The organism is Xanthobacter sp. YC-JY1, assembly GCF_021730305.1.
Classification (GTDB): Bacteria; Pseudomonadota; Alphaproteobacteria; order Rhizobiales; family Xanthobacteraceae; genus Xanthobacter; species Xanthobacter flavus.
On the sequence record NZ_CP032674.1, the window covers coordinates 1115047 to 1130123 of the forward strand.

10 protein-coding genes and 3 pseudogenes are annotated in these 15077 nt (G+C 65.5%); 1 reads left to right on the top strand and 12 read right to left on the bottom strand.

Annotation, left to right across the window (positions count from 1 at the left end):
• Window positions 1-11: 11 nt before the first annotated feature.
• The 7 genes and pseudogenes from D7006_RS05160 to D7006_RS05190 form a co-directional block, all read right to left on the bottom strand.
• Window positions 12-995 carry an amidohydrolase family protein gene (locus tag D7006_RS05160; RefSeq protein WP_237355802.1) on the bottom strand — a complete coding sequence of 328 codons (984 nt, stop codon included), beginning with the start codon at window positions 993-995 and terminating at the stop codon, window positions 12-14.
• Between the two features lie 92 nt (window positions 996-1087).
• Window positions 1088-2314 carry an ABC transporter substrate-binding protein gene (locus D7006_RS05165; RefSeq protein WP_237355803.1) on the bottom strand — a complete coding sequence of 409 codons (1227 nt, stop codon included), beginning with the start codon at window positions 2312-2314 and terminating at the stop codon, window positions 1088-1090.
• Window positions 2315-2470: 156 nt separating this feature from the next.
• Window positions 2471-3262, bottom strand: a complete 792-nt coding sequence (locus D7006_RS05170; protein WP_237355804.1) for a YoaK family protein — start codon at window positions 3260-3262, stop codon at window positions 2471-2473.
• 67 nt (window positions 3263-3329) lie between these two features.
• Window positions 3330-4523: a cupin domain-containing protein gene (locus tag D7006_RS05175; RefSeq protein WP_237355805.1), complete on the bottom strand. Its 1194-nt coding sequence runs from the start codon at window positions 4521-4523 to the stop codon at window positions 3330-3332.
• 183 nt (window positions 4524-4706) lie between these two features.
• A complete protein-coding gene (gene crcB, locus D7006_RS05180; protein WP_237355806.1) occupies window positions 4707-5111 on the bottom strand; it encodes a fluoride efflux transporter CrcB in 405 nt (134 codons plus the stop codon).
• A gap of 565 nt (window positions 5112-5676) precedes the next feature.
• Window positions 5677-5931 (bottom strand): annotated as a pseudogene (locus D7006_RS05185) (electron transfer flavoprotein subunit alpha/FixB family protein); the annotation flags it as partial.
• Between the two features lie 15 nt (window positions 5932-5946).
• A pseudogene (locus D7006_RS05190) lies at window positions 5947-6881 on the bottom strand (IS3 family transposase); the annotation flags it as partial.
• A gap of 63 nt (window positions 6882-6944) precedes the next feature.
• On the opposite strand from D7006_RS05190, the gene D7006_RS05195 reads away from it, so the two are divergent.
• Window positions 6945-7979 (top strand): IS110 family transposase, encoded by a 1035-nt coding sequence (locus D7006_RS05195; RefSeq protein WP_237355807.1) that lies wholly within the window; start codon window positions 6945-6947, stop codon window positions 7977-7979.
• 256 nt (window positions 7980-8235) lie between these two features.
• On the opposite strand, the pseudogene D7006_RS05200 reads toward D7006_RS05195, so the two are convergent.
• The 5 genes and pseudogenes from D7006_RS05200 to D7006_RS05220 form a co-directional block, all read right to left on the bottom strand.
• A pseudogene (locus D7006_RS05200) lies at window positions 8236-8472 on the bottom strand (transposase); the annotation flags it as partial.
• Between the two features lie 149 nt (window positions 8473-8621).
• A complete protein-coding gene (locus D7006_RS05205) occupies window positions 8622-9506 on the bottom strand; it encodes a transporter (RefSeq protein WP_237355808.1) in 885 nt (294 codons plus the stop codon).
• Window positions 9507-9647: 141 nt separating this feature from the next.
• Window positions 9648-10490: a hypothetical protein gene (locus D7006_RS05210; protein WP_237355809.1), complete on the bottom strand. Its 843-nt coding sequence runs from the start codon at window positions 10488-10490 to the stop codon at window positions 9648-9650.
• Window positions 10487-12763: a hydantoinase B/oxoprolinase family protein gene (locus D7006_RS05215; RefSeq protein WP_237355810.1), complete on the bottom strand. Its 2277-nt coding sequence runs from the start codon at window positions 12761-12763 to the stop codon at window positions 10487-10489. Before D7006_RS05215 ends, D7006_RS05210 begins: the two co-directional genes overlap by 4 nt.
• A gap of 83 nt (window positions 12764-12846) precedes the next feature.
• Window positions 12847-15003: a hydantoinase/oxoprolinase family protein gene (locus D7006_RS05220; RefSeq protein ID WP_237355811.1), complete on the bottom strand. Its 2157-nt coding sequence runs from the start codon at window positions 15001-15003 to the stop codon at window positions 12847-12849.
• Window positions 15004-15077 lie beyond the last annotated feature (74 nt).

Below are 15077 nucleotides of genomic sequence, written 5' to 3' on the forward strand. Positions count from 1 at the left end.
ATACGGGGCGGTCAGCCGCCGGTCAGGCCCCAGGCATTGCGGCCGGCGATGCGGGCGCGCGCATCGGCGGTGAGGCCGGGGACGGCATCGAGCGTGTCGAGCGCCGTCTCGTCGGCCATGTCGAAGGGGATGTCCGTGCCCAGGAGTACGTGGTCCGGCCCTACGAGATCGATGAGATAGGCGAGCGCGCCGGCATCATGGGTGATGGTGTCGAAATAGAAGCGCCGGAACAGCTCCTTGGGCGAGGTCGCGATGGTCTGCGCCTCGCGCCGCACCTTCCAGCCGTGGACGAGCCGGCCGATCTGGTAGGGCAGGAAACCGCCGCCATGGGAGAGCGCGATCTTCAGGTCGGGCAGCTCCTCCATCACCCCGCCGAAAACCAGGTCCGCCGCCATGATGGCGGTGTCGAGCGGATTTCCGGCAAGGTTCGTCAGATAGTATTTCTCGAAACCGGCCTTGGTTCCGAAGTAATAGGGGTGGGTGAGGATGAGTACACCCAGTTCCGCCGCGCGCCGCAGCACCGGCCGGAACTTCGGCTCGGAGAGCGCGGCGCCGTCGATGTGGCAGCCGATCATCACCGCGCGCATGTGGAGGTCGGACACGATGCGCTCGATCTCGGCGACTGCGGCGTCGGGCGACTGCATGGGCAGGGTGCCCATGGGCCGCAGCCGCTCAGGTGCCGCCGCGGCGAAGGTGGCGATCTCGTCGTTGAGACGCCGCACGAACTCCGCCTCCGCCAGCGGCGGAACGCGGTAGAAGAACAAAGTCGGCGAGGGCGAGATGATCGCGGCATCGAGGCCGCGACGATCCAGCGCCTCGATCTTGCGTTCGGGGGTGAGATACTCCTCGAACAAGGGATAGGCGAAGCCTTCGCGGTGGACGAGGCGCGTTGCGCCCTCCGCCCGGTCGACCCGGACGCCGAACAGATCCTCGCGGCTTTCGAGGTGCCGGATGATGGCCTCCGGCATGACGTGGTTATGGGCGTCGACGATCATGGAACCGTGCTCGCAAAGGTGTGGGGCAGGGGCGCGGCCGGGGCGGGCGCCGGACGGTGGCGTGCGGCGCTTCTTGTCCCTCGGCCTTGGGCTCAGAGCTTGGTGGGCTCGTTGCGCGAGTAGACCGGGGCGGCGAGGAAGGATTCCGGCTTGTAGGTCCAGAACTGCGAGACGTTCTCGTAGGTCTTGATCACCGTATTCATCAGCCGTCCGTCGCGACGTTCCGTCTTGCGGATGTAGATGTTCTCGATGGGGTTGCCGTAGCTGTCGAGCCGCCAGGGTCCGCGCGGATCGTCCTTGATGTCGACCTTGCGCAGGGCATTCATGAATGCCTGCTTGTCCTCGATCTTGCCGTCCACCGCCTTGAGCGCGTGCTCCAAGGCGAGGCCGGCCGAATAGGCGCCTTCGGAATAGAAGCCGGGATCGACGCCGGTCTGCTTGCGCAGCGCCGCGACGAAGCGTTCGTTGGCCTCGCCGGGAAGGGCGGCCGAATACCAGCCGGCAGAGATGATGCCGATGGCTTCATCGCCCATGCTGTGCAGCACGCCCTCGTCCACCGTGGTCATGGAGCCGACCAGCGGGATCTTGCCCTTCAGGCCATATTCCGAATACTGGCGCAGGAAGCGCAGACCGTTCGCCCCGGCGAAGGCCGCGAAAACGGCATCGGGCTCGCCGATTTGGGAAATGTAGGAGCCATAGTCCGCGACATTCAGGGGCGCCCACAGTTTCTTGACGAGCGTACCGCCTGCGGCCTCGAATGTTCTCTGGAAGCCGGAGGTCTGCTCCTGACCGAAAGCGAAATCATCGGCGATGGCGACGATCTTCTTGTATTTGAGTTCGCGCGCCACGTAGTCACCGAGCGGATGGCACGGCTGGGCGGAGGTGGACGAGGTGCGCACGAACCAGGGGTTCTGGCGGCGCTGGGTCAGGTCTTCCGCGGCTGCCGAGCAGCACAGGAAGGGAACCTCCGCTTCCTGCAGATAATCGTTGATGGCCAAAGCCTCGAACGCTGCCACAGGTCCCACGACCACCTGCACGCCGGAGCGCTGGACCAGCTCCTGCGCCCGCGTCTTGGCGAGCGCCGGCTGGCCGCCCGTATCGGCCACGATGAATTCCACGGGGCGGCCCGCGATGCGCTCCGCGCGCTCCCGCAGGAAGAGACGGAAGCCATCTTCCATCTGTCGGCCGCCGGCCGAAAGGGCGCCCGACTTGATGGTCAGCATGCCGATGCGAATGGGCTGTTGCTGGGCCATGGCGGGCAGCGCGCCATAGGAGACGGCAGCCGCCGTCGCTCCCAGGAATCCTCTCCTAGAGATCATGTTTTCCTCCCGGTCGATTTTTATTTATCGTTCGATCACTATTTGCATGGGAGGTGATCTGCGTCAAGGCGCTTCGCGGCGGGATGTGAAGGGCAGCCCCCGACTTAGCCGTCGGCCCGCCCGCCGCGCGCGTCGGGCCGGACGGGACAAATAACTTCAACGACTTGATAAATCGGCGATCAGCAGCATGATGAGCGCGGCGGCCGCGAGCAACAGGCAGGGGATGAAGCCGAGCCGCGCGATGGCGAGCGCCCCGCCCGCCGCCCCGGAGACGAAGGCGATCCAGCCCGCAAGAAGGGTCGCCGTATCGGCTGGGTCCGCCTTGGGAGAGCGCAGCCGGGCAATCGACTGGCCGAGGCGCACGAGCGCGCCGCTGACGAAGCCCTTTCCGACCGAGGTTGTTCCGGACATCTGGTGCAGCACGTTCTGAAGTCCCATGGCGATGGCGACCGGCAGAAGGCCGATGGTGGACAGCGTGATGCTGGAGGCCGCGGCCGCGAGCAGAAGAAGCCCGGCCTCGATGGACAGCGTGAGGGGCAGGAGCCGCACGCTGGCATGGTCCTGCAGCAGCGTTCCGGCTGACGCACCAAAGACGAAGGCAATGACCACGCCGAAAATCGTCAGGATATCGGAAGTGCGTAGTGTCGCGATGGACATTCCAAGATGAATACTGTTTCCGCTCATGAAGGAAACGTAGAGATGACTGAATGTCACATACGCGGCGACATCGAGAAAGCCGGCGACAGCGGTGAGCAGTATACCGAAGACGGCAGGATGTTCCATATCGAGCGGCGCCGTGGGCGCAAATGGAACCTGGGCAGCCGGCCGGCCCGGCGGCGCCGGGATGGGCTCGATCGGCGGGGATGGCGGATGAGCATGAAGCGTCATTGCGTCCTTGCTGGGTGTGATAGGGGAGGGCCTGCCGGAGACAGCACGCGGTCGCCGCATCTAGCCGAACAGCACTGCGCGGAAGGGGACGACCGCCGGCCTTGGCGCCGTCGATCGTCCGCTCGGGTCACGGAAGCAGGGGATGGTGGCCGGTGGGAATCTGGCGGATTTCCTCGGCCGTGAGATGGGTGTGGGCCATCACCACCTGCTCGGGAAGTGCGCGCATCCAGCGGTTCAGCGAGATGTCGTGAAACTCCGCGGCGACGAACAGTTCCAGGAACACGAGGTCTTCATCCCCCGTATTCTCGATGTAATGGCCGGCCATGTTCGGCACGAAGCCCACGTCGTTGGAGCTGAAATCCATGGTGCGGGCGGCCTCCTGGCCGGGGAACACCGTCATGCGGCCGTGTCCCTTGATCCAGTATTGCCATTCGCTGCCGTTGGGGTGCCAGTGGAGCTCGCGAATGCAGCCCGGCTTCACGGTGACGATGGCGGACGCGATCTTCTGCGAGGCGGGGAAGTTGCGGGAATCGATGACCTTCACACTGCCTGAGGCGCTCTCCCGCGTGGGCGTCATGGTGCTCGCCTTGAAGGTGTAGGACACCTTCGGTGGCGCGGCATGGCGCGCCACCTCGGCGATGTCCTCATCGAGCGTGTTGGTCGGCTCGGCGGCGGGGAAGATGTAGAGCGGCTCGCCCTTGGGCAGGCGGGCGATGGCCTCGGCATCGAGGCCGAAGTTCTTTTCCAGTATGTCCGGCGGCGTATGCTTCAGCCAGTCGGAGAGGAGTAGCGTGCTCTCTTCCGAGAAGTCGCCCTGGTTGAAGACGAGGAGGAACTCGCAGCCGTCCTCGCCGAGGGCCTGGATGGAATGGGGCGCGCCGGCCGGGAAGAGCCAGAGGTCGCCTTCGCCCACGTCGTCGACGAACAGGGCGCCGTCCGGCGTGAAGACCGTCACCCGCGCCCGACCGGAAAGCATGATCGCCCACTCGTCCGCCAGATGCCAGTGGAGCTCGCGGAAGCTGCCGCGGGTCAGCCGCATGTTGACCCCGGCGATATCCTTGGAGACCGGAAGCTCGCGCGACGTGACCTGATGGGTCCAGCCGCCTTCCTGGATGCGGCGACGGGTGAGATCGAAGGAGTACCAGAAAGGCTCGACCACGCCGTGATCCGTGGGCGGCGGGCAATCGGCATTGGGGTTGAGCGCCATCAGGGCGCGGTTCTTTGGCCCGGGGTTTGTCGCCGAGACATCGCGCTCGGCCGCGGCGGTTTCCTGAGCGAGGGCGCTGTAGAACCCGGTGGGCGGGTTGCCGGACGTGGTCATGACTACTCCTTTATTGCCTGCCTGAGAGAAAACGCGGGGCGTTGCTTTGCACCTCGAAGGATGCCGTCGAGTACCGCAGTAAACTGCCGTCTGATGCGCTGTTCGCCATAAGACGTGGGGAAGTGCTGTGCCGACTTGGTATGGCAGGGCATATTCTGGTATGGGCGCCCCCCGCCGGGATCTTCACGCGCCGACGCTGCGCGAGACCGTGGCGACGGCGCCCGGGAGCATGAAGCCCAGTGCCACCGCGGTCAGGCCCAGCGCCACCGACAGGCCCACATTGAGCGCCGCGCGCGCGGGCTCGCCGGTCTGCAGCAGGTCGAGCGTCTGGAGGCTGAAGGACGAGAAGGTGGTGAAGCCGCCGCACAGGCCAGTCAGCAGGAACTGGCGGACTTCGTTCGGCGTGGACGACCCGGCGCCCTGGAAGGTCGCTGCGAGCGCGCCGATGAGGAATGAGCCGGCGATGTTGATGAGAATGGTCCCCCACGGCAGCGCGCTGCCGAACAGGGGGGTGAGCCAGCGGTTCAACCCGAAGCGCAGGATGGACCCGAGCGCGCCGCCAAGTGCCACGTAAGTATAAAGGAGCATGATCCACCTCGTCGGGACGCCGATCCGCGCGTTGCTGACGCGATCGATGTGGAAAGCATTCCACGGGCGGGTGGGGGCGGACATTCTACGTCCGTGTCGGGCGCCTGAACGATTGGCTGGTGGGACGATCCATTTGGATGTGTCGAGGGCTTCGGCGGTCGGCTTCCGGCCGCAGATCCGAGCCGGTTGAGGAAGACGTGGATCAGGGGCGTTTAGCGGTAGCTCTGCTCACGATGAGCCTGCCGGCTAACCTCAAATCTCACTCTATGCCGCGCGGGCGCTTTTGAGTGTGCCTTAGATCAGCACTGCCGGCCGGAAGTGGGCTGGAGAAACGACGCCTGACAGGTCTTCCTGGCCCCCTGCCTCATCTTCTCGAATGGACGCTCGATCATGCTGAGGCGCCAGCTCGGCTCGACATGCAAGGCGGCCACCCTCACGAGTGAGGAGTCCAGTCGCTCTCCGGGCGGGTTCCCTGTCCTCGGGAGGCGGGCTGACCTCCCGCTCGCTCCCTCAGCGACAGCCGACCGCCGGGCGGAGCACGCTCGCCGCCCGGCGGTCGCAAATCCTATCCCTTAACCTTGGCGATTTCCGCCTTGAGTTCAGGGATGACGGTGTTGATATCGCCGACGAGGCCGTAGTCGGCCACCTGGAAGATGGGGGCCTCCTCGTCCTTGTTGACGGCGACGATGACCTTGGAGTCCTTCATGCCGGCGAGATGCTGGATGGCACCGGAGATGCCGAGGGCGATGTAGAGCTCGGGGGCGACGACCTTGCCGGTCTGGCCCACCTGCCAGTCGTTCGGGGCATAGCCCGCACCTGAACCGCCCCGGGTTTTCTAGACGCCTTCGGGGTTCTCTTTGTGCTGCCGTTCGAACTCGATGGGCGACAGCATCCCGTTGCGTGCGTGTCTGCGGGTGGGGTTGTAGAACATCTCGATGTAATCGAACATGTCCCGGCGTGCCTCGTCGCGCGTGCGGTAGACCTTCCGGCGGATCCGTTCGCGCTTGAGCAGGGTGAAGAAGCTCTCGGCCACGGCGTTGTCATGGCGCGTTGTCATGGCAGTTGCCACGACGGCTCATTGAGGGCTGCAGATCGTGGTGTTTCAGGAACGAAGCCCACTCCATGCTGAAGAACTGGCTCCCCTGGTCCGAATGCACCATCACACGGCCCTTCGGCTTGCGTCGCCAGACGGCGGCCAGCAGCACCTGAAGCACGACGTTGGTCGTCTGCCGGGCCTGCATGGACCAGCCGACGACGCGGGCGGGAGAAGAGGGCGATCACGACCGCCAGATAGGCGAAGCCTTCGTGGGTGCGGATATAGGTGATGTCGGTCACCCAGGCCTTGTCCGGCGCCTCCGTGTCAAAACGGCGATCGAGCGTGTTGTCGACCGCCAGGGATGGCTTGCCTCCATAGTGGCCGGGGCGGCGCCTGTAGCCGATCTGCGCCCGGATGCCGGCGAGCCGCGTCAGCTGTGCAACCCGGTTGGGACAGCACCTCTCGCCCAGGTTCGCTAACTGGCTCCGCCAGATCGTCGTGAAGCTTGCGATAGCCATAGACCTTGCCGCTCTCGCGCCATGCGGCGCGGATCAGCGCGGTCTGTCGTTGGTCTTCCTGCGCGCGCTTGCTCAGCGGGTCCTTCAGCCAGGCATAGAAGCCGCTGGGCTGGGCACGCAGGCACCGACACATGGCGCGGATCGAAACAGAAGGCGATGCTCGGCCATGAACGCGTACTTCACTTTGCATCCTTGGCGAAGCACGCGGCCGCTTTTATGGAATGGCCCGCCCCTCACTTCCCGGCATGATGACGATGTCGGATTTGGAGGAGAGGACCGATGACGAAGCCCCCCATCGCCGTGCTCGGGATCGATCTGGGCAAGAATAGCTGCAGCTTGGCAGGTATGGACGCGACCGGTGCCGTGGTTATGCGCAAGCGGCTGACGCGCGAAGCGATCGTGGCGTTCGCGGCGACGTTGCCGGCATGCGTCATTGCGATGGAGGCGTGTTGCGGCGCGCACTTTCTCGGCCGGACGCTGGCGTTGCATGGGCACACGATCCGGCTGATGTCGCCGGAATATGTGCAGCCCTATGTCAAGGCGCAGAAGACCGACGACCGTGACGCCGAGGCGATCGCCGAAGCGGCGACACGGCCAACGATGCGCTTTGTCTCGTTGAAGAGCGAAGCTCAGCTCGACCTGCAGATCCTGCACCGGGTGCGGGAGCGGCTGGTGAATGCGCGCACCGCGCTGATCAACCAGTTGCGGGCGGTGCTGCTCGAGCGCGGCATCGTCCTGCCAAAGGGTCGTGTCAACCTGATGCGTCGCCTCGAAGAGCTCATGGCCGGCGATCCGGCTGTCAGTGCGCGTACACGCACGTTATTGGCTGACCTCCACAAGGAATGGGCGGGGCTCGACCAAAAGATCAAGGCCTATGACGATGAGCTCGCCGCGCTGACCCGTGAGGATGAACAGGCTCGGCGACTGGCGACGATCCCCGGCATCGGCGTCATCAACGCAACTGCATTGCTGGCGGCCATCGGCGACGGGAGCGCCTTCGCCAAGGCAAGGGATCTGGCCGCTTGGCTCGGCCTGACGCCTCGGCAACACTCGACCGGAGGCAAGACGAAACTTCTCGGGAATAGCAAACGCGGGAACGGCTATTTGCGCAAGCAGCTGATTCACGGTGCCCGAGCCGCCATGCCGCATCTCGCGGCGAAGCCGAACCCGTTGGGCACTTGGCTGCAGGCGATGCTGACCCGCGCGCATCCCAATGTCGTGGTCGTGGCGCTGGCGGCGAAGCTGGCGCGCATCGCCTGGGCGGTGTTGCACACGCAGAAAGACTTCGATCGGCACGCGCTTGCCGCCGCCTAATCGCTCGGAACAGCGGGCGGGAAACGCCGCACGCTCAAGATGTCTGCGAGAGATGAAGTAAAGAGGGCATAACAGGTCGTACCGGCAGCCTGAAAACCTGATCCTAAATGTGGTGCTCGGCACCGGCGCTTTTATGAGGATCAGGCTGCGCGGATATCCATCTTGGCCAAGGCTTCAGCCTTGAGACCGGATACGTTGATGCAGACCATCTTGCCATCTTTGACATCCCCCTTGCGGACGGGGCGGGCCATACGTTTAGGATGTCGCGCTCCTCCGTCACGCGCTGCAACTCTCGCTTCAGCCGGCCGACCTCAGCGGCCTGACCGTCATCGTGGGCCACGGCAGCAGGCTTGCCGTACTGTTTCCTCCACTCGTAGAGCGAGTACTTGCTGATCCCCAGCCGGGCCGCCACCTCCGCAACCGGATAGCCCCGTTCGGTGATCTGAACGACCGCGTCGCGTTTGAAGTCCTCGGTGAAGTTCGCTTTGCCCATCGGGGCCTCCTTGCCTAAAAGCTTAGGGAAGAAGGCGTCCAGGAATCTAGGGGCGGTTCAACCGACCATTGGACACACAGCCTGAGCTGAGGGAAGGTCTCCGTATTTTACCGCCGGAATTGGAAACCTTCGCGGCTGCCGACGGTGAGCTAAAACACTTGCAGAAGACGTATTGTGCCCCGAAGTTCCTCCGGGAAACCTCCCGACGTTGCGACGTCGCGCTGAACTAGGCCCAAGACCTGGAAGGTCGGAGTGATGAACTTGGACAGCTCCAGGCGTGCCTGACTGCGCTCGGTTGAGTTTCCGGTCGGCATTCCGGCGAGAAATTCCCTCCCGCCCCAAAACTGCGAATAACCGACCGCAGCCGACCAGGAGGGGGCGAAAGCGTAGGAGAGCCAAGCCTGAAACTGATAGGTGGGATCTTGCGACAGGGTCTGGGTCCCGTTGCCAGCCTTGCTGTTGTCCCCGTACCAGACCACGTCGCCTGTCAGCTGAAGCGCGAAGCCACTGGTGAGGCCCTGATACCATCCGGCCTGCAGATCCAGCTTCCAGCGGTTCTCACCCAGGTTCAGCACCTCGCCTGCACTGTACTGGCCGATGGGCAGGAACACATACGGCATGATGCCGATATAGGTCTGCGTCGCCTTGTTGTTCACCACCCAGACCGTGGTCGCGAGGATGGGATCGCCGAGGCCGGCGGCGGCGTCGAACGGGGCGCCACCGAGCCGGCCGTTGTAGAGGGTGCCGGCGGGGATGAGCACCTGCGGCGCAACCGTGAAGCCGCCGATGTCGAAGTAATGCACGTAGCGCAGAATATTGACGTAGGAATCAAGGCCGGTGCCATTGGAGATGGTCTGTCCCGAGGCGCTGACATATTCGTCGCGGGTCGCATACTGGCTGTAGAAGACCAGCAGGTTGGTGCCGGCGGGTGCGGGCAGGTAGTCGCCGGAATTCACGTCGGCAGCCCAGGCGGGCGAGCCGGCGAGCATGGCGCAGAAGACGGCGAGGACGATGTCCTTGAACGAACGGATCATGATTCCTCCAGACTGATTTTTGGGTGATGGACGGCGTTGGCGCGCCGCGGTGGTCCGCGCCCTGCTGGCGCACGGACATGGAGCCTGCCTGCCCCGGCCGGGCGTGGGCCACGGTCCGGGGTCGCTGGCAGACGGGGTGGCTCAGGCCCGAAGCCGGGCGAGTTGCTGGAGCACGGATTCCGGCTCTGCCCCCTCGGGGATCTCGGCGAAGTAGAACTGGCCGCCACCAAGCGTGGCGAGGGGCCCGCCGCTCCACAGGTCCCGGCTCACGTCGATGCCGAGGGCGAAGTCCCCACCCGCAACCGGCTCGGTGCTGATGAGGGTGTCGAACTCGCTGGTGGCGCCCCCGTCACGCCCGCGCAAGGCAAGGCCCCAGCGATAATGCCGAGCAACGTTCACGAGTGGACGGCTCGCATCCATGTCGCCGGCTTCGGCGGCCTGGTCCTCCTCCAGCAGCAGCCCGCCGATGGGAAGGGCCGAGACCACGCGCACTAGGTCCGCCATATACATGGCGGCGCTCTCGACCATGTCGGCGTCGATGGGGACACCCTCCCGCCCGGCGAAGGCTGCGGCCTCGGCGAGCCAGCGCCGGGGAGCGGGGAAGGCAAGCACCAGCGGGGTCTGCCCGCGCAGGCTCGCCGCCACGGCCTCCACCACCTCCGCCAGTAGCCGGCGGGGATCCTCCTCCTCCAGCATGCGCTTGAGGGGGAAGGCGGCGCGGGATTTCGCCGCCATCTGCGTCTTCAGGGCAGGATTCCGCTCCACCCAGGAGCGGTAGAGATCGCCCACGTCCACCACGCCCACGTCCGGTCGCAGCAGGCCATGGGCCTGAGTGAAGAAGGAGAGATAGCGCGGCGCGCTCTCCCACGGGTCGCCCCCCTCCCCGAGCAGAAGGCGCCGGGCATAGCCCGACGACTTCAGCCAGACCCTGAGTCCGGGCGCGCCGGACGGACGCGGCAGGGCATCCACGAGCCGTGGGCTCATTGCTTCTCGCCCCCCATGGCGCCGACGGCGGCAAGACGGGCCTCAAGCTCGGCGATGCGCACATCCTTGGGATGCGGCATGTAGTTGGGGCGCGGTGTATCAGCGTCGCGGGTCTTGTGCGGGCTGCCCATGTAGAGGGTCTGGACATCATCGCCCCACGCACCGAAATACTGCAGGTGGGTCGGCGGCGTGGGCTTGCTCCAGTCCTTCACGAAGTCCGAATACGGCCTGGAGCGGGCGATGCGGGCCTTGCGCTCGGCAGCGCGCGCCACTTCGGTGGCCACCTCGTCGATGGCGAGGGTCTCGGGGTCGAACGCCACCTTGTAGAGGCGGGCGGCGACCTCCGGGGAGATCAGCCCCTCCTCGATGTCCTTGATGACGCCCCTTGGGTCGCGCTCCAGCAGGTCGCCGTAGCCGGCGCCTGCCCCCTGCGAGATCATGAACAGCTCGCCGCGCTTCGAGATTTCAAAGCCCATGCCCATGTGGTGGGTGGTGTAGCTGGCGCCCTCGAAGGGCTGCTCGTTCATGATCTCCTCGATGGAGTGCTTGAACTTCTCCGGCGTGTTTTGCAGCACGTCGTAGACATCCACGCCCTTCACCTTGGACAACGGATAGCAGCCGCAGGCATAGCCGCCGAACAGCCCCTGGAGCGGCGGGATCTTGGCGCCCTGGCAGGTGGTCATGAAGCCCCACTGCTCGCTGTCCTTGGTGGCCACCATCATGGTGTAGCCCTGGCCGCCGCGATACTTGCCCGGCGCGATGGCATCGCGTGTCATCTTCTTGGACACGAGCTGGAGGAACGGCACCTCTTCCTCGTTCAGCTCCTGCTCGCCGATGTCGGCCATGGTGGCGAAGATGGGGGCCAGCGCATGCTCGCCGTCCCGGTCCACGGTGGCGCCGGCGCCCATGCCGTTGAGGTCGGCGCAGAGATTGCCCAGGGTCTCGCCGTGCTGGGACACGCCGCCCCAGATGAAGGTGTTGATCATGTTGAAGGTCGGGGCGTGGACCTTGGTGAACTTCTCCGGGCAGGAATAGAGGAACTTCGCCACCGCGTGCTGGCCCGCCGTGAAGCCCGTGAAGATGGACATCAGGCTCTGCGAGTTGGGCGCGTCGTAGGAACAGTTGACGATGGAATGGGGGTCGGTGATGACCTCGATGGGGGCGAAGGCCGCCTGCCCGCGCGGCAGGTCCGGCCACACGTAACACAGGAACACCTGCGCCAGCATGCCCTTGAGGCCGGCGACGATGGTATTGGTGGCGCGGTTGGTGAATTCCGGCGCGGAGCCGCGGAAATCGAAGATCAGCCGGTCGCCGGTCTTGGTCAGCTTGCAGTTGATCTTCACCACGCAGTTCTCGCGCAGGGTTGAGTCCTGGATGATGTAGGTGCGCACCGTCATGTCCGGCCACTCGGAAATGCGGCGCTTCACCTCGGCGCGCACATTCTCCATGGTCAGGCGCAGGGTGGAGATGAGGGCCTCCGGGCCGTCGGTGTTCAGCGTCTCCTCGATGCGCTGCTTGATGCGCAGGCAGGCGAACAGCTTCACCTTCATGTCTTCATATTGCAGCTTGGGCTCGCGCACCGAATTCTGTAGGAAGGTGAGGATATCGCGCTTGATCTGGTAGTTCTCGACCACGCGGAAGGGCGACATCTTCAACCCCTCGTCGGACGGGCTCTCCGCCATGGACGGCATGCCGCCCGGCTCGATGGCGCCGTTCTCTCCCTCATGCACGGTGGAGGCCACCCAGCACACGAGCTTGCCGTTGTGGAAGATGGGCACGATCATGGACTGGTCGGTATTGTGGACGTTGCCGTAGCGGCTGTCGTTGTGGATGAAGCCGTCGCCTTCCCGCACCCCGACGGTCGGATCATTCATCCAGTTCTTGATGATGAACTTGATGGGGTGGTGCACCAGCGCCGAGAAGATCAGCACGCCGCCGGCGGAGGCGATGGCCAGATCGCCGGAGGCCGAATACACGCCGGTGATCACGTCGCCCCATTTGGCGCCGGGGGCGGCGCCCATCTGCTCCACCATCTCGTAGCCTTCGTCGCAGCCGGCCTGGATGCGATCGCGGATCTTGGCGATGATGTGGCTGTCGGCCACCTTGGTAATGGCCTCTTCCTCGTCTGCCGTGCGCGGCATGAGGTCGTGGTTCTGCATGATCTCGGGGTCGGGGCCGAGGAACAAGGTGGTGTCGTTCAGGAACTTCCGGACCAGGGCGGCCTCTTCGGCGCTGGGCAGCTTGCCGCGGCCGGCGATGCTCATGTCGTTCATGGGTTTATCCTCCCGGATTATCTCAGGTGATCGCAGCGCCATGGGGCGCGCTCTCCCCGCGCGGGGCGGGGAGAGAAACGGCGTCAGTGCGTGGTGGCGGGGATCTTCGCGCGCAGGAACCAGGAGGCCCCCTGCTTTGCCGCCACGAAGCTCCAGCCCGGATTGACCAGGAAGGTGGTCACCTCCGATGCGATGATGGCCGGGCCCTCGATCTGGACACCGGGACCGATATCGGCGCGGCTCCACACCGGCGTCTCCAGCGGGCCGTCCTGGCCCACGAAGTGGCACACGCGGCTCGCCGCGGGTGGCGGCGGCGCCTTGCGCTCGATCTCGGGCACCGGCTTGATGTCCTCGAACTGCACGGTCTCGTGCTGGACATAGGCGGCGATGCGGATGGTGTTGATGCGGATGCCCGCCTCCGGCGCCTGCGAGCCCTCGCCGAAGCGCTTGCCGTAGTCCGCCGAGAACTGGGAGATGATGGCGAGCACGTCCGCCGGGCCGTCCACCGCGTGCTTCTCGATCACCGCCGTGGTCTGCACCAGCTGGTTGCCGTAGCGCATGTCCAATTCGAGGTTGTGGCGGATGTCTGCGGGCGGAACGCCCTGGCGCAGCAGGTCCTGGGTGCCCCGCTCCTTCAGGTCGGCGACGATGGCGTTGAAGCGGTCATAGTCGTCGAACAGGGCGCGGGTGTTGCTGTCGTAGAGCACCATGTAGAGCGACTGCTCATGGATATGGAGCTGGTGCATGTTACCGGCGCCCACCGCGGAGAACACCGAGGAGAGCGGCGGCGCCAGGATGCGGTCGATGTTGAGGTTCTGGGCGATGCCGCAGCAGTGCAGCGGGCCGTTGCCGCCGTAGGCGAGCATGGTGAAGTCCTTGGGGTCGTAGCCCCGGGCGCGCAGCTCGGTGAACAGGCCGTTGGCCATGTTGTCGTCCACCTTCTCGCGGATCAGCAGCGCCGCCTCGATCACCGAGCAGTCAAGCTCGTCGCACAGGGTATCCTCGATGGCCCCCCTGGCCCGGCGCGGGTTGAGTGGGATGGAGCCGCCCGCATAGTTCGCCGGGTCGAGATAGCCGAGCAGAAGGTCGGCGTCGGTCACGGTGGGCCGCATGCCGCCCCGGTCGTAGCAGGCGGGGCCGGGGTCGGACCCGGCGCTCTCCGGGCCGCACTTCACGGTCTTGTACATGCGGTCATAGGAGGCGATGGAGCCGCCGCCGGCGCCCAGCGTCACCAGGTGCACCATGGGCACCGAGACCAGCCAGCGATCGATCACCGGATTGAAGTCGTAATGCTTCACGCCGCCGTCCACCACGATGCCGATGTCGTAACTGGTGCCGCCCATGTCAGTGGCCACCACATTGCCGAGCCCGGTGAGCATGGCCAGGTGCTCGGAGGCGCCAATGCCGGAGACCGGGCCGGAATGGATGGTCTGCAACGCGTCGGTGGAGTTGAGCTGCGCCATGCCGCCGGAATTGTGGATCACCAGCATGGGCTTGTCGTAGCGATGGGCGCGCAGGTTCTGCTCCAGCGCCGAGAGCGCATGGTACATGGTGGAGTGCAGATAGCCGTCCACGATGGCCGAGGTGGCGCGGACATACTCGCCTTTGCGCCCCGCCACCTGGTGGGACAGGATGACCGGGATGGCGCCGAGCAGGTGGGAGGGATACTCCTCGAGGATGATCTCCTCGATGCGCTGCTCGTGCGCGGGGTTCACCACGGCGTTCACCAGCGCCACCACGATGATCTGGGCGCCGCGGTTCACCAGCTCGCGGATCTGGGTGCGCACGTCCTCCTCGTCGAGGGGCATGACGCGCTTGCCCTGGAAATCGAGCCGCTCGCGCACGCCACGGATCATGTGCGCCTCCACCAGCGGATCGGGGCGCTGGGCGTTTGGCATGTCCTGCTGGCCGAGATTGTCCAGCCCCTCGCCATAGCCGCGGGCGCGGCTGAGCGGCACGGTGGCCTCGTAGCCAGCGGTCACCAGCATGCCGATCCTGGGGCCCTTGTGCTCGATGAGCGCGTTGGTGCCGAGGGTGGTGGCATAGCGCACGCTGTCCACGGCGCTGAGGATCTCCTCAAGGTCGAGCCCCAGCACGTTGCAGGCCTTGCCGAGGGCCTCGTTGAACCCCATGGCGAGGTTATGGTGGGTGGTGAGGGCCTTGGCCTCGATATACTGCCTGTCCCAGACCACGAAGCAGTCGGTGAAGGTGCCGCCGATGTCCACGGAAACGCGTTTCATGTGTCCTCCCAGAGGATGCTGGCGGGCGCGTCGCGCCGCATTCGTTCTGCTGTGGGGATGGGGCCGCCGCGTTC

Coding starts and splice junctions, on each gene's coding strand:
- D7006_RS05160 (WP_237355802.1), bottom strand. CDS start 995: ATGATCGTCGACGCCCATAACCACGTCATGCCGGAGGCCATCATCCGG.
- D7006_RS05165 (WP_237355803.1), bottom strand. CDS start 2,314: ATGATCTCTAGGAGAGGATTCCTGGGAGCGACGGCGGCTGCCGTCTCC.
- D7006_RS05170 (WP_237355804.1), bottom strand. CDS start 3,262: ATGCGGCGACCGCGTGCTGTCTCCGGCAGGCCCTCCCCTATCACACCC.
- D7006_RS05175 (WP_237355805.1), bottom strand. CDS start 4,523: ATGACCACGTCCGGCAACCCGCCCACCGGGTTCTACAGCGCCCTCGCT.
- crcB (WP_237355806.1), bottom strand. CDS start 5,111: ATGCTCCTTTATACTTACGTGGCACTTGGCGGCGCGCTCGGGTCCATC.
- D7006_RS05195 (WP_237355807.1), top strand. CDS start 6,945: ATGACGAAGCCCCCCATCGCCGTGCTCGGGATCGATCTGGGCAAGAAT.
- D7006_RS05205 (WP_237355808.1), bottom strand. CDS start 9,506: ATGATCCGTTCGTTCAAGGACATCGTCCTCGCCGTCTTCTGCGCCATG.
- D7006_RS05210 (WP_237355809.1), bottom strand. CDS start 10,490: ATGAGCCCACGGCTCGTGGATGCCCTGCCGCGTCCGTCCGGCGCGCCC.
- D7006_RS05215 (WP_237355810.1), bottom strand. CDS start 12,763: ATGAACGACATGAGCATCGCCGGCCGCGGCAAGCTGCCCAGCGCCGAA.
- D7006_RS05220 (WP_237355811.1), bottom strand. CDS start 15,003: ATGAAACGCGTTTCCGTGGACATCGGCGGCACCTTCACCGACTGCTTC.